This is a genomic window from Mycobacterium sp. NPDC050853, assembly GCF_040653875.1.
Lineage (GTDB): Bacteria > Actinomycetota > Actinomycetes > Mycobacteriales > Mycobacteriaceae > Mycobacterium.
In genome coordinates this window covers 230,990-250,155 of record NZ_JBFAGW010000004.1, presented here as the reverse complement: position 1 = coordinate 250,155, position 19,166 = coordinate 230,990, and the positions used below count along the sequence as shown (strand labels likewise).

Annotated in this window: 21 protein-coding genes; 13 read left to right on the top strand and 8 right to left on the bottom strand. The window is 64.3% G+C overall.

Going from position 1 to position 19,166, the window contains the following annotated elements:
* The first annotated feature begins 16 nt into the window (after positions 1-16).
* Complete coding sequence (locus AB0H22_RS15795; RefSeq protein ID WP_180747937.1) at positions 17-466, top strand: nuclear transport factor 2 family protein; 450 nt, start codon at positions 17-19, stop codon at positions 464-466.
* Here AB0H22_RS15795 and AB0H22_RS15790 read toward each other — a convergent pair whose 3' ends face one another.
* Genes AB0H22_RS15790 through AB0H22_RS15775 form a run of 4 tightly spaced genes read right to left on the bottom strand, consistent with a single transcriptional unit; the run spans position 467 to position 3,799 of the window.
* Positions 467-1,408: an amino acid ABC transporter permease gene (locus AB0H22_RS15790; RefSeq protein WP_358147186.1), complete on the bottom strand. Its 942-nt coding sequence runs from the start codon at positions 1,406-1,408 to the stop codon at positions 467-469.
* Complete coding sequence (locus AB0H22_RS15785) at positions 1,405-2,088, bottom strand: amino acid ABC transporter permease (RefSeq protein WP_180747936.1); 684 nt, start codon at positions 2,086-2,088, stop codon at positions 1,405-1,407. Before AB0H22_RS15785 ends, AB0H22_RS15790 begins: the two co-directional genes overlap by 4 nt.
* On the bottom strand, positions 2,085-3,071 hold the full coding sequence (locus tag AB0H22_RS15780) for a glutamate ABC transporter substrate-binding protein (protein WP_180747935.1): 987 nt from the start codon (positions 3,069-3,071) through the stop codon (positions 2,085-2,087). The genes AB0H22_RS15785 and AB0H22_RS15780 overlap by 4 nt, the downstream gene beginning before the upstream one ends.
* A complete protein-coding gene (locus AB0H22_RS15775; RefSeq protein ID WP_358147185.1) occupies positions 3,071-3,799 on the bottom strand; it encodes an amino acid ABC transporter ATP-binding protein in 729 nt (242 codons plus the stop codon). The genes AB0H22_RS15780 and AB0H22_RS15775 overlap by 1 nt, the downstream gene beginning before the upstream one ends.
* A gap of 182 nt (positions 3,800-3,981) precedes the next feature.
* Between AB0H22_RS15775 and AB0H22_RS15770 the strand changes: the two genes are divergently transcribed.
* The 3 genes from AB0H22_RS15770 (at position 3,982) to AB0H22_RS15760 (ending at position 6,711) form a co-directional block, all read left to right on the top strand.
* Complete coding sequence (locus tag AB0H22_RS15770) at positions 3,982-4,452, top strand: hypothetical protein (protein WP_358147184.1); 471 nt, start codon at positions 3,982-3,984, stop codon at positions 4,450-4,452.
* Positions 4,453-4,573: 121 nt separating this feature from the next.
* Complete coding sequence (miaB, locus tag AB0H22_RS15765) at positions 4,574-6,103, top strand: tRNA (N6-isopentenyl adenosine(37)-C2)-methylthiotransferase MiaB (protein WP_358147183.1); 1,530 nt, start codon at positions 4,574-4,576, stop codon at positions 6,101-6,103.
* Positions 6,091-6,711: a hypothetical protein gene (locus tag AB0H22_RS15760; protein WP_180747930.1), complete on the top strand. Its 621-nt coding sequence runs from the start codon at positions 6,091-6,093 to the stop codon at positions 6,709-6,711. The genes miaB and AB0H22_RS15760 overlap by 13 nt, the downstream gene beginning before the upstream one ends.
* On the opposite strand, the gene AB0H22_RS15755 is transcribed toward AB0H22_RS15760, so the two are convergent.
* Positions 6,708-7,970 (bottom strand): DUF349 domain-containing protein, encoded by a 1,263-nt coding sequence (locus AB0H22_RS15755; protein WP_358147182.1) that lies wholly within the window; start codon positions 7,968-7,970, stop codon positions 6,708-6,710. The two genes, AB0H22_RS15760 and AB0H22_RS15755, sit on opposite strands and share 4 nt — an antisense overlap.
* A gap of 218 nt (positions 7,971-8,188) precedes the next feature.
* On the opposite strand from AB0H22_RS15755, the gene AB0H22_RS15750 reads away from it, so the two are divergent.
* From AB0H22_RS15750 to hflX, 5 genes are read left to right on the top strand one after another with little or no spacing between them, the layout of a single operon-like run.
* Positions 8,189-8,326 carry a hypothetical protein gene (locus AB0H22_RS15750; RefSeq protein ID WP_358147181.1) on the top strand — a complete coding sequence of 46 codons (138 nt, stop codon included), beginning with the start codon at positions 8,189-8,191 and terminating at the stop codon, positions 8,324-8,326.
* A gap of 4 nt (positions 8,327-8,330) precedes the next feature.
* Positions 8,331-9,017, top strand: coding sequence for a hypothetical protein (locus AB0H22_RS15745; RefSeq protein WP_180747927.1), 687 nt, complete (start codon positions 8,331-8,333; stop codon positions 9,015-9,017).
* Positions 9,014-9,946, top strand: coding sequence for a tRNA (adenosine(37)-N6)-dimethylallyltransferase MiaA (gene miaA, locus AB0H22_RS15740; protein ID WP_358147180.1), 933 nt, complete (start codon positions 9,014-9,016; stop codon positions 9,944-9,946). Before AB0H22_RS15745 ends, miaA begins: the two co-directional genes overlap by 4 nt.
* Positions 9,943-10,839 carry a diaminopimelate epimerase gene (gene dapF / locus AB0H22_RS15735; protein ID WP_180747925.1) on the top strand — a complete coding sequence of 299 codons (897 nt, stop codon included), beginning with the start codon at positions 9,943-9,945 and terminating at the stop codon, positions 10,837-10,839. The genes miaA and dapF overlap by 4 nt, the downstream gene beginning before the upstream one ends.
* 46 nt (positions 10,840-10,885) lie before the next feature.
* Positions 10,886-12,298: a GTPase HflX gene (hflX, locus tag AB0H22_RS15730; RefSeq protein WP_180747924.1), complete on the top strand. Its 1,413-nt coding sequence runs from the start codon at positions 10,886-10,888 to the stop codon at positions 12,296-12,298.
* On the opposite strand, the gene AB0H22_RS15725 is transcribed toward hflX, so the two are convergent.
* Complete coding sequence (locus AB0H22_RS15725; RefSeq protein ID WP_358147179.1) at positions 12,295-14,652, bottom strand: molybdopterin guanine dinucleotide-containing S/N-oxide reductase; 2,358 nt, start codon at positions 14,650-14,652, stop codon at positions 12,295-12,297. The two genes, hflX and AB0H22_RS15725, sit on opposite strands and share 4 nt — an antisense overlap.
* Positions 14,653-14,762: 110 nt before the next feature.
* On the opposite strand from AB0H22_RS15725, the gene AB0H22_RS15720 reads away from it, so the two are divergent.
* Positions 14,763-15,917 (top strand): acyl-CoA dehydrogenase family protein, encoded by a 1,155-nt coding sequence (locus AB0H22_RS15720; RefSeq protein ID WP_180747922.1) that lies wholly within the window; start codon positions 14,763-14,765, stop codon positions 15,915-15,917.
* Between the two features lie 6 nt (positions 15,918-15,923).
* Complete coding sequence (locus AB0H22_RS15715) at positions 15,924-16,472, top strand: N-acetyltransferase family protein (RefSeq protein WP_358147178.1); 549 nt, start codon at positions 15,924-15,926, stop codon at positions 16,470-16,472.
* Here AB0H22_RS15715 and lexA read toward each other — a convergent pair.
* On the bottom strand, positions 16,469-17,143 hold the full coding sequence (gene lexA, locus AB0H22_RS15710; RefSeq protein ID WP_180747920.1) for a transcriptional repressor LexA: 675 nt from the start codon (positions 17,141-17,143) through the stop codon (positions 16,469-16,471). The genes AB0H22_RS15715 and lexA overlap by 4 nt on opposite strands.
* Before the next feature lie 229 nt (positions 17,144-17,372).
* On the opposite strand from lexA, the gene AB0H22_RS15705 reads away from it, so the two are divergent.
* A complete protein-coding gene (locus AB0H22_RS15705) occupies positions 17,373-17,861 on the top strand; it encodes a LysM peptidoglycan-binding domain-containing protein (protein WP_358147177.1) in 489 nt (162 codons plus the stop codon).
* Between the two features lie 130 nt (positions 17,862-17,991).
* Positions 17,992-18,456 carry a transcriptional regulator NrdR gene (gene nrdR / locus AB0H22_RS15700; protein WP_180747918.1) on the top strand — a complete coding sequence of 155 codons (465 nt, stop codon included), beginning with the start codon at positions 17,992-17,994 and terminating at the stop codon, positions 18,454-18,456.
* Positions 18,457-18,482: 26 nt separating this feature from the next.
* On the opposite strand, the gene AB0H22_RS15695 is transcribed toward nrdR, so the two are convergent.
* Positions 18,483-19,166, bottom strand: coding sequence for a PhzF family phenazine biosynthesis isomerase (locus tag AB0H22_RS15695; RefSeq protein ID WP_180747917.1), 684 nt, complete (start codon positions 19,164-19,166; stop codon positions 18,483-18,485).

Sequence of the window (19,166 nt, the reverse complement as noted above, 5' to 3'; positions counted from 1 at the left end):
GACAAGGAGATATGGCATGCGCCCACCACTTCCGCCCTTCGATATCGATTCCGCCCGCGAGAAGGTCCGCGCCGCCGAGAATGCCTGGAACACACGCGACGCCGAGCATGTCGCCGCCGCCTACACCGAGGATTCGTTGTGGCGCAACCGCGATGAGTTCATCACCGGGCGCGTCGAGATCGTCGCCTTCCTGACCCGCAAATGGTCCAAGGAGAACGGGTACGCGTTACGTAAGGAGCTGTGGGGATTCCGAGAGAATCGGATGGCCGTGCGCTTCCAGTACGAGTGGCACGACGAGGCCGGGCAGTGGTGGCGCAGTTATGGCAATGAGTTGTGGGAGTTCACCCCCGAAGGGTTGATGTCACGCCGTGAGGCCAGCATCAACGACACTCCGATCGCCGAAGCAGAACGTCGCATCTTCGGTCCGCGTCCGGCAGGTGACGAATCACCGTTGCCGATCCAGTGACTACTCGCCGTAGTCCTGACGTAGATCTTTGTGCGCGAGATCCACGCCGCGGGTCTCCAGTAGATCCTTGGTGACCAACCCCGGTTCGGGCTGTGCGTGCGGAACCTCCAAGAGACTCTTCTTCTTTCGCCCCTCGCGCAGCTGACGCTCGATATTGGTGGCCAGCGAGGACAATGCGAAGTTGATGACGATCATGATGACCGCGACCACCACCAGCGCGGGCAGATAGTTCCCATAGTAGGACGCCGAGCGGATGCCCGAACGCACCACCTCGATGTAGCCGAAGGCATATCCCAGCGCGGAGTCCTTCAACGCGATGACCATCTGCGAGATGAGCGCGGGCAGCATGGCGGCGATGGACTGGGGGAGCAGGATGAGCCGCATCATCTGTGACTTGCGCAGGCCCAGCGCGACCGCAGCCTCGGACTGCCCACTCGGTAGTGACTGGATGCCCGAGCGCAGGATTTCGGCGATGACCGAGCCGTTGTACAACGTCAGGCCCGTCACCACCGCCGTAAACGCCAGGTACTCGGAGGGGAAGACGGCCTGCTGCCCGTACAGGTAGTAGGAGAAAATCATCAGGATCAGCACCGGGATAGCGCGGAAGAACTCCACCAACGCACCCGAAACCCAGCGCACCACACGGTGATCAGATAGGCGTCCGATACCGAGCACCGCACCGAGCACCAAGGCGAAGACAATGGACAGCGCGGCGGCGGAGACCGTCCCGAGCAGCCCCGGCAGGATGTACGTCGTCCACGTATCCAGATGCAGGAAGGGCGACCACTTTTCGGCGGTCAACTGCTCGTTGGCGTTAAGGGTCCAGATCACCCATGCCGCAATCGCTATCACCAGCGCGGTGAAGACCACGGTGATGACACGGTTGAGAGCCCGGGCCTTGGGGCCGGGCGCGTCGTACATGACGGTGGCGCTGTCGCTCATCGCTTCACCGCCAGTCGCTGTGCAAAGTATCCGAAGGTCAGCCCGATCGTCAGCGTGATCACCATGTACCCGGCGGCGATGATGAGAAAGATCCAGACGATCTGATCGGCGAATAGCTCGATCTCCGATCGCATCAGCAGGGCCGCCTCGGCGACACCGATCGCGGAGGCGATCGAGGTGTTCTTCACCAACGCGATCAGCACGCTACCCATGGGCGCCAGCACCGACCGTATTGCTTGCGGTAGCACGATCAGCCCGAGCACCTTGATGAACGACAGTCCCAGCGACCGGGCGGCCTCGGCTTGACCCAGCGGGACGGTGTTGAAACCAGAGCGCAGCGTTTCGCAGACGAAAGTCGCTGTGTACAGGACGAACCCGAGGACCGACAGCCAGAAATTGTTGTTCTTGATGAAGGTCGAATTCTCTGGGGCCAATGCGATGCCGAGATTCTGGTAGAGGCCCACCGAGCAGAAGATGATGATGAGCGTCAGCGGGGTATTGCGGATGATGTTGACGTACCAGGTTCCGAAGCTTCGCATGATCGGCACCGGCGATACCCGGAGCCCCGCCAGGACGGTGCCCCAGATGAGCGCGCCGACGGCGGAGAAGAACGACAATTTTATGGTGGTCCAGAACGCAGGCCACAGCTGCGACCCCATGTTGGCCCACAGCGCGTTCATGCGGCCTCACAAGCCTTGTCGGCGGCGGGCTTGACACCGGTGATCTTCTCGATCGCGGCCGGGGAGGGATCGGGCCGCAGACCGTAAGTGCCGCTCTCGGCGCGCTTCTCCCAATCATCGATCGTGCTGTCGCCGAGTGCGTCCCGTAGATCGGCGTCCCAGGCTCCGCTGGCGATCATCTTGTCGAGCGCCCGGTCGATGGCCTCGATGGCGGCAGTATCGCCCTTGGCGAGACCGATCCCGTAGACCTCTCTGGAGAACGGGTCGCCGTTCTTCTTCTGCTTCTTGGGTTTCCCGATACATAACGGCTGGCTCAGCTCGTAGTTCATCTGAATCAGCTTGAACTCGCCCTCGTAGCGTTTGGCGTAGCCGGCCAGGATGGTCTCGTCGGTGGTGAGGGCGTCGACCTTGCCTCGTCGCAGTGCCTCCACGCAGGAGGAGTACGAGTCGAACTCCTGCAGCTGGGTGCCCGCCAGCAGGTTCTTGACGTTCTGCGCGGGCGTTGAGCCGGATACCGAACAGAGCTTCTTGCCCCGGTTCAGATCATCCAGTTTGGTCAGCGAGTCATCCTCCTTGCGTACCAGGAGCCCTTGGTAGGTAATGAGATACGGGCCGGCGAACGACACCTTCTGGGCTCGGCTGTAGTTGACCGAGTAGCTCCCGGCGATCATGTCTACAGTGCCGTTGTCGATGAGCTGTTCGCGCTGTGCCGAGGGCGTCTCGTACCAGCGGATGGTTGGGTGTTTGACACCGAACTCGTCGGCGATGGCGTTGACGACGTACTCGGAAACCTTGACGTCGAATCCGCTCATCTTCTTGTCGGGGTGTTGCAGGCCTACCCCGGGCTGATCGAATTTGGTGCCGAGGATGACGGTGCCGCCGCGGATCGATTCGAGCAGCTGCCGGGGCTCATTGCTGCCGCAGGAGCTGATCAGGGTGGCAACCAAGGCCACAGCCGCCACCAGTGCGGTGTGCCGCCGCATCAGTGTCCGAGGATCTTGCTGAGGAAGTCCTTGGCGCGGTCGGACTGCGGATTGGTGAAGAAGCTCTCCGGGTCCGAGTCCTCGACGATGGCGCCGTCGGCCATGAAGATGATGCGATCCGCGGCCTTGCGGGCGAAGCCCATCTCATGGGTGACCACCAGCATCGTCATACCCTCTTTGGCCAGCGCCACCATGACATCGAGAACCTCGTTGACCATCTCAGGGTCCAGCGCCGAGGTGGGCTCGTCGAAGAGCATGACCTTCGGGCCCATCGCCAGGGACCGGGCGATGGCCACGCGCTGCTGCTGCCCACCGGACAGTTGCGCCGGGTACTTATCCTTCTGGCTCGCGATGCCGACGCGCTCAAGTAGTTCCATCGCGTGCTTGCGGGCGGATTCCTTGTTCTTTTTGCGCACCTTTAGCGGCGCAAGCGTCACGTTGTCGAGAATTGTCTTGTGCGAGAAAAGGTTGAACGACTGGAACACCATGCCGACCTCTGCTCGCAGGTTGGCGAGCGCACGTCCCTCCTCGGGAAGCACATCGCCGTCGATCCGGATGGTGCCGGTGTCGATGGGTTCGAGACGGTTGATAGTCCGGCACAGCGTCGACTTACCCGAACCGGATGGCCCGAGAATGACGACGACCTGACCGCGTGGGATTTCGAGGGTGATGTTCTTGAGGACGTGCAGCTCGCCGAAATGCTTGTCGACATGCTCAAGAGAGATCATTGGGGCACTTGTTGCGGAGGCGTTTTCCCCGCTCGTTGATGTGTCGGTGCTCACCGGCATGGTCAGACCATACGGGTTCCTCACAGTTTTGCAGGGTGGAACGAATGGGTAGGCGAATTCGACGGCGGGCGACCCGGTGCACCGTGTGATCGGCCTCAGCAAACATCTGCGATACTGAGTCCATGTGGACGCGACGACGGCCTTCCTTTGAAGGCCCGCGAATCAGGGCGTTCGCAACGGTCCTGGCATCCGTTCTGTTCATCGCTTCTTTTCCAGTCGCGGTGGTAGATGGGGCAACTTCCTGGGGCTGGATTATGGCGAGTCTTGGGCTGGTTTTCGGGTTGTGCTTGCTGCCCAGCTCGCTAATGCGCTTAGTCACGCCATCGGGGCAGGTGACTGTCGATGGGGGGCGGCATCTCAGAGGCAGCGAGATCCTCGATCGGCCGCGGCCCAGGCGAGATATCTCGTTCGCGATCGTTATCGGGCTGATCGGGGTCATCGTCGTCGTGACTGTTCGCGGAGCATTCGCGGAGCCCGAGCTCCCAGAGTCGTGGGTGTTGGCCGGCTGGTGGATATGGATGGGTGTGAACGCCGTCTGCAGCATCGACGATTGGTGGCAGGGCTGGCATGTGCCAGAGCGCACCGCGCGATGAAGGCACGGTGGCGCGTTTTGTCTCTACGGGATCCAGCAGTACCCCTGCGACGCTGATGGTGGTCGAGACGTCACCAATCGGCGACGGAATCCATCTGACGGCGGGCACGTACCATAAGCCGGTGACCAGTACTGCGACTTCCGAGCGCTCGGCGGTCCGGACGTACCAGGTCCGCACCTACGGCTGCCAGATGAATGTGCACGACTCCGAGCGGGTGTCGGGTCTGCTGGATGCGGCCGGATACGCGAAAGCCCCCGAGGGCACCGACGCCGATATCGTCATCTTCAACACCTGCGCCGTGCGCGAGAACGCGGACAACAAGCTGTACGGAAACATCAGTCACCTCGCGCCGCGCAAGGCCGCCAACCCGAACATGCAGATCGCCGTTGGCGGATGCCTCGCGCAAAAGGACCGCGAGGGCATGCTGAAAAAGGCGCCGTGGGTCGACGTCGTCTTCGGCACCCATAACATCGGGTCGTTGCCGACCCTGCTGGAGCGTGCGCGCCACAACAAAGAGGCCCAGGTCGAGATCGTCGAGGCCCTCGAACATTTTCCGTCGGCACTGCCCGCGACCCGCGAGTCGGCCTATGCCGCCTGGGTGTCGATATCGGTGGGCTGCAACAACACCTGCACCTTCTGCATCGTTCCGTCTTTGCGCGGCAAGGAGATCGACCGCCGTCCCGGCGATATCCTCGCCGAGGTGCAGACGCTGGTGGACCAGGGTGTGCTGGAAGTGACGCTGCTCGGCCAAAACGTCAACGCATATGGCATCAATTTCGCCGATCCTGAAATTCCCCGCGACCGTGGAGCTTTCGCCGACCTGCTGCGCGCCTGCGGTCGCATCGAGGGTCTCGAGCGGGTGCGGTTCACCTCGCCACACCCGGCCGAATTCACCAACGACGTCATCGAGGCGATGGCGCAGACCCCGAACGTGTGCCCACAGCTGCACATGCCGCTGCAATCGGGTTCGGACCGCATCCTCAAGGCGATGCGCCGTTCCTATCGGTCGGAGCGCTTCCTGTCGATCATCGACACCGTGCGGGCGGCGATGCCGGACGCCGCCATCACCACCGACATCATCGTCGGCTTCCCGGGCGAAACCGAAGAGGATTTCGAGCAGACACTTGAGGTCGTGCGTCGCGCCCGGTTCTCCAGCGCCTTCACATTTCAGTACTCGATCCGCCCGGGCACCCCGGCGGCCGAATTCCCCGATCAGCTGCCGAAAGCCGTTGTGCAGGAACGGTACGAGCGGCTCATCGAGCTGCAAGAGTCCATCACCCTGGAAGAGAATCAACGGCAGATCGGCCGCGAGGTCGAACTGCTGATCGCCACCGGTGAGGGCCGCAAGAATGGTGCGACCGCCCGGATGAGTGGTCGCGCCCGCGACGGTCGTCTGGTGCACTTCCGGCCGCAGGGGCAGCTCAACGGCGACCTGCGTCCCGGAGATATCGTCACCGTCGAGGTCACCGGGGCGGCGCCGCATCACCTGATCGCCGATGGGGGACTGCTGAGCCACCGGCGCACCCAGGCGGGCGATGCGCACGAATCCGGAAAGAAGCCGGGCACACCAGGAACCGGCGGAGAGACGAGCTTGGGGATGCCGGCAATCGGTGCGCCACCAAAGATTGAGGTTGCAGGGTGCGGGCTGTGAACGACGGTGCTGAACGTAATGAGTCCGGACCCGATAAAGACGACGCCGAATTCGAGGAGTTCCGCCAGGAGATCGACGCGGCGGAGCGGAAAGTCGCGGGCGAGATCGATCCGGGTGCTCGCGCGCTGGTGGTGGCCGTCCTGGTCTTTGTGCTGCTGCTGACCTTCGTGCTGCCGCATACCGGTCACGCCAGGGGATTCGACGTCCTCGTCAACGGCGCGATCGCCGATCAGGAATCCGTGCGGGTGCCATCCCGGATCTTCGTGTGGCTCGCGATGGTCTTCGGCGTCGGCTTTTCGATGCTGGCGTTGTTGACCCGCCGATGGGTGCTGTCCTGGATTGCACTGGCGGGCTCATTCGTTGCCAGCGTGATTGGCATGCTGGCGATTTGGACGCGTCAGACCGCCGGGGCCGGACATCCGGGTCCGGGTATCGGTTTGGTGGTCGCGTGGATTTCGGTCATCCTGTTGACCTTCCACTGGGCGCGTGTGGTGTGGTCACGCACCGCGGTGCAGCTGGCAGCCGAGCAGCAGCGGCGCGAGGCCGCGCAGCGCGATAAGCGCACCTTCCTCGACGACGCCTTCGGGGACGACGAGGAACCGAACTAGCGCGACCGGCTCTTGACGGCGGCAACGGCCGCGTCGGCCCATTCCTGCCACTGCTTGGCGCTGGCCCGAGCCTTTTCGGCATCCTTGGTCTTACCGGCGGCCTCCGCCTTGGTGGCCTGCTCCTCGAACTGCCGTGCGCGGTCCCGGAACTGCTCGGCGCGCGCCTCCGCCTCGGGATCGCCCCAGCCGGTTTCGCCGGCCTCGCGCACCTTCTTCTCCACCGCGCGCATCCGTCTTTCCAGATCGGTCTGCTGCTCGCGCGGCACCTTTCCGATGGCATCCCACTTATCGCCGATGGTGCGCAACGCCGTCCGAGCGGCGTCCACATCGGCGTCCACATCGATCTTCTCCGCCGCCACCAGCAGTGCACGCTTGGCGTCCGCGTTGGCCACGAATTCGGCATCGCGGGAAGCGGATTCGGCGTTGCGGGCCGAGAAGAATTTGTCCTGGGCGGCTTTGAAGCGGTGCCACAGGGTGTCGTCGGTCTCCCTAGGCGCCCGTCCGGCGGCCTTCCAGTCATTGAGCAGACTCCGGAATGTCGCCGCGGTGGCACCCCAGTCGGTGGAGTCCGAGAGTGCTTCGGCTCGCTTGCAGAGCTCTTCCTTCTTCTCCCGAGCCCCGGCACGGTCGCGGTCCATTTCGGCGAAGTGCCCGCCGCGCCTGCGGTTGAACGTCTCGCGTGCCGCCGAGTACCGCTTCCACAGTGCATCGTCGGTCTTGCGGTCGACGCCGTGGATGGATTTCCACTCGTCGAGAATGGCTCGAATCCGATCGCCGGCCGTCTTCCACTGCGTGGAGTTGTTGGCGAGCTCCTCGGCTTCGGCGGCGAGCTCCTCCTTGCGGGAAACGCTCGCCGAGCGGGCCTCATCGCGTTGCGCGCGCATCGCTGCGGCCTGCGTGTCCGCGGACTCGAGGAGTGCTGACAGCCGCGCCGAGAGCGCGTCCACATCGCCTAGGACGGCGGCGGTCGGCAGCGTCGCCGCGAGGTGCTCGGCAGCGGTCTTGATTTTGCGTGCATCGCCCGAACCGGAGCCGAGCCGCAGCTCCAGCAGCTGGATCTCCGTCTCCAGGTCTTCGAATCGACGGCCGAAATGCGTATATGCGGCGTCGGCGTCTCCGGCCTGCCACGATCCGATCTGACGCTCGCCGGCGCTCGTGATCAGCCAGACGGAGCCGTCGTCATCCACGCGGCCGAACTTGTGCGGATCAACATGGTGGGCTGCTGGAGCGGGCGCCGATGCCGCGGGACGCCGCGGCATCGGATGAGGTTTCGGCCCGGGCCGGGGGACGGGTGCAGCTCCGGGCTGGGGGGCGGGAGCAACACTGTCGTGCTGTGATGACTGATCCGGCATCGAAACCTCTTCCTACAATTGTTGCCGCGCAACACGGCGCCCGTAAGCTCACTACACCGTTCATTCAAACAGGTGTCATCGCCACACGGCGAACATATGCCAGATGATTCCGCGAGGAGGTCGCGATGTCCGAGGCGGATATCGCGTCGGCCTTCGCCGTTGGAGCCGCGGCCTGTGTCGCATTCGGCGATGTCGTTCACCAGCGCACCGCGCATGCCGTCCCCACGGGAAATGGCGTAGCCCCGATCCCGAAGGCCACGTAGCGTCGTGAATCTGTCGATAGCGATCTGCCCGTCAACCCCGCTGCTCGTGCCCGAGCTCGGCGGGGAGGCCGCCGAGGAAACAGCCGACCTGCGTGCGGCGGCAATCGCGGCAGCACGAAGCTTGCCCACCCAATGGATCGCCATCGGGGTGGGGGACGGCCGGTACGGCGGCGATATGTCGGGCACATTCGCCGGATACGGGGTTGACGTGCGCGTTTCACTCACGGCCCCGGTCATTGGGCTGGCCGCGAGGCCCGCCGAACTGCCGCTACCGGTGCTGGTCGCGGGATGGCTGCGCGAACGCGTCGCGGCTGTCGAGGTCGAGGTGCGACTTGTCGGTGTCTCTGACGGGGACGGCATCGCTTTCGGTCGGGCATTGCGTACCGAGATCGAGACTTTCGAGGCCAAGGCGCTCGGCGTTCTGATCATCGCCGACGGTGCCAACACCCTCACAGACAAGGCGCCCGGGGGCTACCGGCCCGAGGCCGAAGGGGCGCAGCGGGCCCTTGCCGATGCACTCGCGCACGGGGACGCGGCCGCGTTGACCTGCCTGCCGGACGTCATCACCGGGGGCGCCGCATACCAGGTGCTTGCCGGGTTGGTGGGCTCAGATCTCGTCCAGGCCCAGTGCCTGTACCGAGGCTCTCCGTACGGGGTCGGGTACTTCGCGGGCACGTGGCGGGTGTCGTGACGCGACCCATCGCCGTCATCGGCCCCACCGCCACCGGCAAGTCGGCGCTCGCATTGGATCTTGCCGAGCGCCTGGGCGGGGAGATAGTCAACGCCGACGCGATGCAGCTGTATCGGGGTATGGATATCGGTACGGCCAAGGTGCCGACCGCGGAACGCGGGGGCATTCCACACCACATGCTCGATGTGCTCGAGGTGACCGAGACCGCCACGGTCGCGACCTACCAGCAGCAGGCTTCCGCCGTCGTCGAGGACATCCAGGCGCGAGGTCATGTGCCGGTGATAGTCGGTGGATCGATGATGTACATCCAAGCACTGCTTGATGATTGGACGTTCCCCGCGACGGATCCGCAGGTGCGGATGCGCTGGGAGCAGCGGCTGGCGGAGATTGGAGTGGCCGCGCTGCACGCCGAACTCGCCGTGCGTGACCCGGCGGCCGCCGCCATCATCTTGCCGACCGACGGACGTCGCACGGTGCGTGCGCTGGAGGTCATCGAGCTCACCGGCCAGCCGTTCGCGGCGTCTGCGCCGACCATCGGCACCCCACGGTGGGACACCGTGATCGTCGGATTGGATTGGAAGACCGAGGAACTCGATGAACGGATTGCGCTACGGACGGATCTGATGTTCGAGCAAGGGTTTGTCGCGGAGGTCGAGCATCTGCTGGGTGTCGGGCTGCGTGACGGCGTGACCGCATCACGGGCCATCGGGTATGCCCAGGTGATTGCCGCGCTGGATGCCGGGGGAGCGCCCGATGACCTGGCGCAGGCGCGTGAGCTGACGTTCATCGGCACCCGACGCTATGTACGCCGGCAGCGATCATGGTTTGGTCGCGATCATCGCATCATGTGGCTGACCGGTGGCTTGGCAGACGCGGCAGGACTCTGCGGCGAAATCGAGTCGCGCTGGCGCCTATCCTCGAATACGTGAAGTTCACCAAGGGGCACGGCACCCAGAACGACTTCGTGGTGTTGCCGGACGTGCACATCAAGCGGGATCTGTCGGTGCCCGCGGTCCAGGCGTTGTGCGATCGGCAACGAGGTCTCGGGGCCGATGGCGTGCTGCGGGTGACCACGGTGGGCGCTGCCATCGAGGGTGCGGTTCTTACGGAGAAACCCCCAGGTGTGAGCAGCGAAGACTGGTTCATGGACTACCGCAACGCGGACGGTTCGATCGCCGAGATGTGCGGTAACGGCGTCCGGGTGTTCGCGCATTACCTGCGGTCGATGGGACTGGAACACCGCGACGAGTTCGTGGTCGCATCGCTGGCCGGACCGCGGCCGGTGCGGATCAATTCCTGGAGCCAGCTCGCGGCCGACATCACCGTCGATATGGGGCCGGTGAAGGAGTTTGGCGCGGGCGAGGCGACCGTCGGCGGCCGGCGGTTCTCCGGTCTGGCCATCGATGTGGGTAACCCGCACCTGGCCTGCGTAGACGCGGATCTGACCGCCGAAGCGCTACGCATGCTCGATGTGGGTGCTCCGGTCACGTTTGACGAAGCGCTGTTCCCCGACGGGGTCAATGTCGAAGTGCTGACGGCCCCCGTGAACGGCCCAGGCGCCCCCGCAGGCGCGGTGCAGATGCGGGTTCATGAACGCGGTGTCGGCGAGACGCGTTCCTGCGGAACGGGAACTGTGGCGGCCGCTTATGCGGCGCTGCGCAATCTGGGGCACGAGACCGGCGAGATCGTCGTCAACATCCCCGGTGGACAGGTTCAGGTGACGATCACGGGGGAGTCGAGTTTTCTGCGCGGGCCCTCGATGTTGCTCGCCGATGGTGAGATTTCCGACGAGTGGTGGGGTGGCATTGGTTCCTGCGGATAATTCGGATGCGATAGCGGGCCGGCGAGTGGAATCATCGGGACCTGCTATGTCATCGAGAACATTTCAGACGCCCACCGACGGTGAACTCGCTCTTGAAGAACGAGCCGCGCTCAAACGTGTGGCGGGGCTCTCGACCGAACTCGTCGACGTCACCGAGGTCGAGTATCGGCAGCTGCGGCTGGAACGGGTTGTGCTCGTTGGCGTCTGGACCGACGGGACCTCCCACGAGGCCGAGGTCAGCATGGCCGAACTCGCCGCGCTCGCCGAAACGGCCGGATCCGAGGTGCTCGAAGGGTTGATTCAGCGTCGTCAAAAACCCGATCCGGCAACGTATATCGGTTCCGGCAAGGCGATCGAATTGCGTGAGATCGTGCTCGCCACCGGCGCTGACACCGTGATCTGTGACGGCGAGCTGAGCCCGGCGCAGCTGGTGGCGCTGGAAAAGGCGGTGAAGGTCAAGGTCATCGACCGCACCGCCTTGATCCTGGACATCTTCGCCCAGCACGCCACCAGCCGAGAGGGCAAGGCACAGGTGGCCCTGGCTCAGATGGAGTACATGATGCCGCGGCTGCGCGGCTGGGGTGAATCCATGTCTCGCCAGGCCGGTGGGCGTGCCGGCGGTGCCGGAGGCGGTGTGGGTACCCGTGGCCCCGGTGAGACGAAGATCGAAACCGATCGACGCCGTATCCGCGAACGCATGTCCAAGCTGCGGCGCGAAATCCGCGAGATGAAGACCGTCCGCGACACCAAACGCAGCCGCCGGCTCGAAAGCGATGCCCCGTCGGTCGCGATCGTCGGATACACGAACGCCGGTAAGTCGAGTCTGTTGAACGTGATCACCGGGGCCGGAGTGCTGGTCCAAGACGCGCTGTTCGCGACGCTGGAGCCAACGACGCGGCGCGGGACCTTCGATGACGGACGCGAATTCGTCATCACCGACACCGTGGGTTTCGTCCGGCACCTGCCCACCCAATTGGTAGAGGCGTTCCGGTCCACCCTGGAAGAGGTGGCCGACGCGGACCTGCTGGTGCATGTGGTGGATGGCTCCGACCTGGCGCCGCTGGCGCAGGTCGAGGCGGTACGCGCGGTGATTAGCGAAGTGGTCGCCGGTCACTTGGGCGATACCGGATCGGCGTCCCCGGAACTCATGGTGATCAACAAGATCGACGCGGCGGGCGATCTGGCCTTGGCGCAGCTGCGCCGGGCGTTACCCAACGCGTTGTTCGTATCGGCGCATACGGGCGACGGCATTGCGAAGCTGCGTGCGGCTATCGCCGAAGCGGTGCCACGCGGAGATGTGCCCGTCGACGTGGTCATCCCTTACGACCGTGGCGATCTGGTGTCCCGGATCCATGCCGACGGTCAGGTGCAATCCACCGAACATCTGGCCGATGGCACGCGTGTGATCGCCCGGGTGCCGCACGCCCTGGCCGCTGTCCTTGCCGAACTGGGAGGCTAGTCGCTCACCGGTGCGATAGTCGGGCCGGTTGAGTCGCGTGAGACGAACGTCGGCGGCTGGTGGGCCCGGACCGGAGGCGGCGTTCCCTCGAATCGCTCGATCTGCACCAGCACATGCTGACCGGTACATCCCTGCGCCAAGGACGAGGTTCCCGAGTCGTCGGTGAGGACATTCGGATTGCCGTGCGCGCAGGGCGAATCCGGGTCGGACGGATCCACGGGGTCGAACCATGCCCCGGTCGACAACTGAACCACCTGACGTCGCAGCCCCTCGTCGAGAACCGCTCCGGCCAGGCAGGCGCCACGGTCGTTGAACACCCGCACCACCTCGCCGCTGGCGATACCGCGTTCGGCGGCGTCATCGGGGTGAATGCGGATGGGTTCGCGACCCTGGACCTTCGACCCCTGGCTGGTGCCGCCGAAGTCGAGCTGGCTGTGTAGCCGGGTACGTGGCTGGTTGGCGATCAGGTGCAGCGGAAAGCGTTCGGCGCGTTTCCCGTTCAGCCACTCGGTGGGTTCGTACCACTGGGGGTATCCGCCGCAGTCGGCGTACCCGAACCCATCGATGGTTTCCGAGAAGATTTCGATGCGTCCACTCGGTGTGTGTAGTGGGTGTACGTCGGGGCTCTCCCGGAAGTCCGATAGCAGCGTCAGCCCCTCATCGGTGGGTAACTGCAGGTATCCCTGCGCCCAGAAGTCATCGAAGGACGGCACCGAGAAGTTCAGGGTGCCGGCCCATTCGGCGTAGAGGTGGCGCAGCCATTCGTCGGCTGTCCGGCCCTCGGTGAACTCCTCGGCAAACCCAAGGCGGTCGGCGAGCTCCGAAAAGGTGGTGTAGTCGTCGCGCGAGTTTGCATATGGCGGCGCAACGGCTTTCATCGCCACTAGCAGCGGGTCATTGCGGCTTCCCGAGAAGTCATCGCGTTCCAGGGCCGTCGTGGACGGCACCACGATATCGGCATGCTTGGCCATCGCCGTCCACACCGGATCGTGCACCACGACGGTGTCGACACGGGCCAGCGCGCGGCGCAGCCGCGGCAGGTTCTGGTGATGGTGGAACGGGTTTCCGCCCGCCCAGTAGACGCATTTGATATCCGGCAGGGTGAGCGTCTGGCCGTTGTAGGCCAGCGTCTGGCCGGGGCGCAGCAGCAGCTCGCTGATCGCCGCGACGGGGATGAACGTCGAGACGGGGTTGGGCCCCTGTGGGAGGGTCGGCAGGCCGCAGCTGAGCGGAGCCAGGCCAGACTCGTTCATCGAGCCGTAGCCGTGGCCGAAACCGCCGCCGGGAATCCCGATCTGGCCGAGCATCGCGGCCAGGGTGACACCCATCCACGGAGCCTGCTCGCCGTGCCGTACCCGTTGCAGCGACCAGCTGACCGTCACCAGGGTGCGCCCCGCCGCCATCCGGCGCGCCAGGATCCGCAGCTCGTCGGCATCGAGCCCGCTGATGGGCGCCGCCCATTCCGGGCTCTTCTGCACGCCATCGTCGGTGCCCAGTAGATAGCGTTCGAATCGCTCGTAACCGGTGCAGTAGGTGCTCAGGAACGCCCGATCGGCCAGATTCTCGGTAGCCAACACGTGGGCCAGGGCGAGCATGACCGCGACGTCCGTCCCGGGAATCGGTGCATGCCATGCGCATTCGCCGTCGATATCGTCGCGCAACGGACTGAACGAGACGATGTGCCCACCGCGGGCGCGGAACCTGTTGAGCGCATCGCGCGCCGGGTGGGCGGTGGTGCCGCCATGATTGACGCTCGTGTTCTTGAGGGCGATTCCGCCGAATGACACCAGCAGATCGGTGTTCTCGACGATGACGTCCCATGACGTCGACCTCTTGAACAGCCCGTCGTGGGTGCCGATGACGTGCGGCATGATGACGCCAGTTGCCCCCAGACTGTACGAATGGCGCGAAAAGGTGTACCCGCCAAGTAGTTTCAGGAAGCGATGCACCTGGCTCTGCGCATGGTGGAAGCGTCCGGCGCTGGCCCAGCCGTAAGAGCCGCCGTAGATGGCCTCATTGCCGTGGGTATCGACAATGCGCCGCAGTTCATCGGCCAGCAGTTCGGTGAGCTCCCCCCAGGACACTTCCACGTACTCGTCAGAGCCGCGGGCCGCGCTGGGGCCGGGCCCGTCCCGTAGCCAGCCGCGGCGCACGGACGGCGCGGTTACTCGGGCCTGATGTCGGATCGAACCGGGAATGTTCTGCAGCAGCGGTGACGGATCCAGGTCGGTGGCGATGGGAACAACACCGACGACCTCTCCATCGCGGACCTGAGGTGTGAAAGCACCCCAGTGCGTGTGTGAAAGTTGCGATGAGCCGCTTGCGTGAAGAGCCGAAAACGCACCAACGGTCATCTGAATAACCCTAGGCTTTCTCTCTGCCAAAGCAGAGTAGGCGAGTACCGACCGACCAGTGGGTTGGTATACATTCTGCCGAGTACGTAAACCCAAACCGGAAGGTGATCATGGCCGGCGCCGTTAAGTTCACACGCACCATCTTCGAACCCGAGCACGAACTGTTCCGCGAGTCGTTCAAGACCTTCCTTGCTCGGCACGCCGAGCCCTACAGGGAGGAGTGGGAGGAGAACAAGATTGTCGACCGCTCCCTCTGGGTTGAGGCTGGCAAACAGGGCTTTCTGGGCACCGACATGCCCGAGGAGTACGGCGGCGGCGGCCTCATCGATTTCCGCTACAACGCCATCATCGGCGAAGAGGTCACCAAGGCCCGGCAGTCGGGTATCGGTTTCACTTTGCACAACGATGTCTCGGGCCCGTACTTCCGTGACCTGGCCAATGACGAGCAGAAGGCGCGCTGGTTCCCCGGATTCTGTTCCGGTGAGCTGATCTCGGCGATCGCCATGACCGAGCCGGGCACCGGTAGTGACCTGCAGGGCATCAAGACCCGGGCCGTCAAGGACGGCGATCATTACATTCTCAATGGCTCCAAGACCTTCATCACCAACGGCATCAATGCCGACCTGGTGATCGTGGTGGCGCAGACCGATCCCGAGAAGGGTGCATTGGGCTTCAGCCTCATCGTCGTGGAGCGCGGTATGGAGGGTTTCGAGCGCGGCCGCAAGCTCGACAAGATGGGCTTGGATGCGCAGGACACCGCCGAGCTGTCCTTCACCGATGTTCGGGTGCCCGCCGCCAACCTGCTGGGTGAAGAAGGCCAGGGCTTCGTGTACCTGATGCAGAACCTGCCGCAGGAGCGCATGTCGATCGCCGTCGTGGCCGCCGCTGCCATGGAAACCATGCTTGAGGCGACCATCCAGTACACGTCCGAGCGTAAGGCGTTCGGTAAGCCGATCAAGAGCTTCCAGAACAGCCGCTTCCTGCTGGCCGAGCTCGCCACCGATGCCACGATGATCCGGATCATGGTCGATGAGTTCATCACCCTGCTCAACAAGAAGGAACTGAGTGTCGAGCAGGCCGCGATGGCCAAGTGGTACAGCACCGAGAAGCAGGTTCACCTGATCGACCGCTGCCTTCAGCTGCACGGTGGCTACGGCTTCATGCGTGAATACCCGGTCGCCCGCGCCTTCATGGACTCACGCGTCCAGACCATCTACGGCGGAACCACCGAGATCATGAAGGAGATCATCGGGCGTTCGCTCTAGCGCCCAATGATCATTCGTGACGCGGCTGCGGACGACGCGGCCGCCTGTGCGGCGATCTATGCGCCGTATGTGACCGATACGGCCATCTCGTTCGAGGAGGTGCCGCCGTCGGATGTCGTTCTTGCCGAACGCATCCGGTCGGCGGCCCACCGGCACGCCTGGCTAGTGGCCGAGGATGGCGGCGAGATCCTTGGTTATGCCTATGCGGTGCCATGGAAATCGCGCACCGCCTACCAATGGGCGTGTGAAGTTAGCGTGTACGTGGACGGCACTCGGCACCAGCGGGGGACGGGGCGCCGGCTCTATTCCGCGCTACTCGATCGGCTCCGCGATCTGGGTTACCGCACGGTGCTGGCCGTAGTGGTGGTGCCCAACGCGGCAAGTGAAAAGCTGCACCGAGCAATGGGATTCGAGCAGGTTGGGCTCTACCGGAAGATCGGGCACAAGCTAGGCGCCTGGCACGATGTCGCGCATTTCCAGATGTTCCTGCCGTCTCCGGACGGCAGGAACACAGAGGATGGCTGTGCCCCCGGGGCGCCGCCGGGCGCAGCCTAGATCTTGCGGAGGACGGTGACGACCTTGCCGAGGATGGCGGCGTCATTACCGGGGATCGGCTCGAACAGTGGGTTGTGCGGCATCAGCCAGACTTGACCCGCTGTCCGCTTGAATGTCTTGACAGTCGCCTCACCGTCGATCATCGCGGCCACGATATCGCCGTTGTCGGCGACGTTCTGTTGGCGGACCACGACCCAGTCGCCATCGCATATCGCGGCGTCGATCATTGATTCGCCGACCACCTTGAGCAGGAACAGTGATCCCTCGCCGACCAGCTCGCGGGGGAGCGGGAACACGTCCTCCACGGCCTCCTCGGCCAGGATGGGCCCACCGGCGGCGATACGCCCCAGGACCGGCACGAATGTCGGCTCGGGCAGATCGCCGGAACCGGCCACGTCAGTGGTGGCCGATGTCCTCTGTAGATCGCCAATCCCTCGCACATCAACGGCACGTGGGCGATTGGGATCGCGTCGCAGGAAGCCCTTCTGTTCGAGCGTGCGTAGCTGATGGGCGACCGAAGAAGTGGATGTGAGGCCGACGGCGTCACCAATTTCGCGGATGCTCGGGGGGTAGCCCCGCTCATTCACCGATGCGCGGATGACCTCCAGAATGGTCCGCTGGCGCTCTGTCAGTGAACCGGTGGCGGATCCCTTGCTGGGTGTATCGCTCATGGGCCCGAATCTAGACCTGTCGACCTCTTTTATCAAACATGTGTTCGATGCGTGTCGCATTTTACGTCTCCGTGGCCGGCTGGCGTGGTGATTAGCGCTGGTCAGGAGCACTTGTCGGTGGTGGATGCTACAAATCGATCACATGTTCGGACATCGAACACATGATCGAGTACATTCGAACATAAGAGCGAACGGACCTCCCGATCGACAGGACAGGAAGGGCATACAGATGAGCACAAACGTTCTCACCACACGCCGTGAATACACGCCACGCGAGTGCGCCCCGCAGGCACGTGCGTACAGCGCGCAATACCCGCTGACGCAACGTCGTGCGCTGCCTGTGCGCACTGTCGCATACCGGAGGCCCGCCGGCCGGCCGGTTGCGTACCGAGGCACCGGGGTTCGAGTCTCGACCGCAGTGCATCATCGCCGACCGGTGAGCCTGAAGGCCACCGTCGTCGTTGCGGTGGGCGCTGCGGTGGCGACGATGTGGCTGCTGATGCTCGGACAGATCAGCGCCGCCGGAATCGGAGGATCCGGCCTGCCGGATCGTGTGGCGGTAGTCCAGGTCGCTCCAGGAGAGACCCTGGCTGACGTGGCCTCGCGTGTCGCACCGGATGCGCCGCGCGCGGCGGTGGTGTCCAAGATTCGTGAACTGAATGAACTCGATTCAGCGACAGTGCAAGCGGGTCAGACGTTGGTTTCCCCGGTCGGCTGATCGGCGCACGGACGTGACCTTCGAACGAGCCGGAGCACGGGTATCCTCGACACCGGTCTGGGCGCGCTGCACTGTGCGTCAGCCCATCCAGACCAACGACTTGGAGTCTAGAACCGGCGAAGGAGCAGTAATGCACTGTCCGTTCTGCCGTCATCCCGACTCACGCGTTGTCGATTCCCGCGAAGCGGATGAAGGTCAGGCGATCCGTCGACGGCGCTCATGCCCTGAGTGCGGCCGTCGTTTCACCACCGTCGAGACCGCTGTGCTGGCCGTCGTGAAGCGCAGCGGCGTCACCGAGCCGTTCAGTCGCGACAAGGTGATCAAGGGGGTGCGTCGGGCCTGCCAGGGGCGTGATGTCGATGACGACGCACTGAATCTCCTCGCCCAGAAGGTTGAGGATGCCGTCCGGGCTGCCGGATCCCCGGAAATTCCCAGCAATGAAGTAGGTCTGGCCATTCTCGGCCCGCTCCGCGATCTTGATGAGGTCGCCTACCTGCGCTTCGCTTCGGTATATCGCGGATTCAGCTCAGCCGAAGACTTCGAGCGCGAGATCGCCGCACTGCGGGCCCACCGGGACGCACCGACGGCATCCTGACCTTTTGGTCGTGCGCTCTGGCCGCTCTAGTCCAACGTCAACGATTGATCGGCGACGACGTGGCCGCCGATCGTCACCCAGCCCTCCGGGCTCCACTGCGTGAGAATCTGCGATCCCTTGCCCTGATTGATGATCAGGTCGCGGCTCAACAAGTCGGTCAACCGCGCTGCCACCGCCCCGGTCGCTTCGTCCTCGGCGAGACCCAGGTCGGAGGCGAACACACGTGATCGCACCAGGCTGGCGTTGCGGTCCTGCCAGGCCCATACGCAATGCAGCAATTCATCCGCGTAGTCGGCGGGATCGGCGGCTTCCACATCGGCGGGGGAGTCTGACTCGTGGAAGTCGGTCTCCGGGGCCCACTCGGACCGTGCCCGTATCCACGTGCGATCGTCGTAGTTCACCTGGAGGACCCCCGCGGGGACCTGCAGGGTATTGACCGGCGTCCCGCGTTCGCGCAGCCACCACGCCAATCCCACGGTCGGATGTCCGGCGAAGGGGAGTTCGGATGCCGGAGTGAAGATCCTCAGATGTGCGGTGTTGGATCCTTCAGCAGGAAGATCGACGAAAACTGTTTCGCTGAAACCAAGCCGGGTGGCGACCTCCTGGCGTTCCGTCGCGGCCACGTCGGCTGCGTTGACGATCCCCAGGGGATTGCCGAACTTGCCTGTCTCGTCGGTGAATACGCGAACAACCGCAACAGCAACGCTCAT

Bases quoted from the DNA above. Each gene is read 5' to 3' on its own strand.
- AB0H22_RS15795 (WP_180747937.1), top strand. From the start codon at position 17: ATGCGCCCACCACTTCCGCCCTTCGATATCGATTCCGCCCGCGAGAAG.
- AB0H22_RS15790 (WP_358147186.1), bottom strand. From the start codon at position 1,408: ATGAGCGACAGCGCCACCGTCATGTACGACGCGCCCGGCCCCAAGGCC.
- AB0H22_RS15785 (WP_180747936.1), bottom strand. From the start codon at position 2,088: ATGAACGCGCTGTGGGCCAACATGGGGTCGCAGCTGTGGCCTGCGTTC.
- AB0H22_RS15780 (WP_180747935.1), bottom strand. From the start codon at position 3,071: ATGCGGCGGCACACCGCACTGGTGGCGGCTGTGGCCTTGGTTGCCACC.
- AB0H22_RS15775 (WP_358147185.1), bottom strand. From the start codon at position 3,799: ATGATCTCTCTTGAGCATGTCGACAAGCATTTCGGCGAGCTGCACGTC.
- AB0H22_RS15770 (WP_358147184.1), top strand. From the start codon at position 3,982: ATGTGGACGCGACGACGGCCTTCCTTTGAAGGCCCGCGAATCAGGGCG.
- AB0H22_RS15755 (WP_358147182.1), bottom strand. From the start codon at position 7,970: ATGCCGCGGCGTCCCGCGGCATCGGCGCCCGCTCCAGCAGCCCACCAT.
- AB0H22_RS15750 (WP_358147181.1), top strand. From the start codon at position 8,189: ATGTCCGAGGCGGATATCGCGTCGGCCTTCGCCGTTGGAGCCGCGGCC.
- hflX (WP_180747924.1), top strand. From the start codon at position 10,886: ATGTCATCGAGAACATTTCAGACGCCCACCGACGGTGAACTCGCTCTT.
- AB0H22_RS15725 (WP_358147179.1), bottom strand. From the start codon at position 14,652: ATGACCGTTGGTGCGTTTTCGGCTCTTCACGCAAGCGGCTCATCGCAA.
- AB0H22_RS15720 (WP_180747922.1), top strand. From the start codon at position 14,763: ATGGCCGGCGCCGTTAAGTTCACACGCACCATCTTCGAACCCGAGCAC.
- AB0H22_RS15715 (WP_358147178.1), top strand. From the start codon at position 15,924: ATGATCATTCGTGACGCGGCTGCGGACGACGCGGCCGCCTGTGCGGCG.
- lexA (WP_180747920.1), bottom strand. From the start codon at position 17,143: ATGAGCGATACACCCAGCAAGGGATCCGCCACCGGTTCACTGACAGAG.
- AB0H22_RS15705 (WP_358147177.1), top strand. From the start codon at position 17,373: ATGAGCACAAACGTTCTCACCACACGCCGTGAATACACGCCACGCGAG.
- nrdR (WP_180747918.1), top strand. From the start codon at position 17,992: ATGCACTGTCCGTTCTGCCGTCATCCCGACTCACGCGTTGTCGATTCC.
- AB0H22_RS15695 (WP_180747917.1), bottom strand. From the start codon at position 19,166: ATGAGCGTTGCTGTTGCGGTTGTTCGCGTATTCACCGACGAGACAGGC.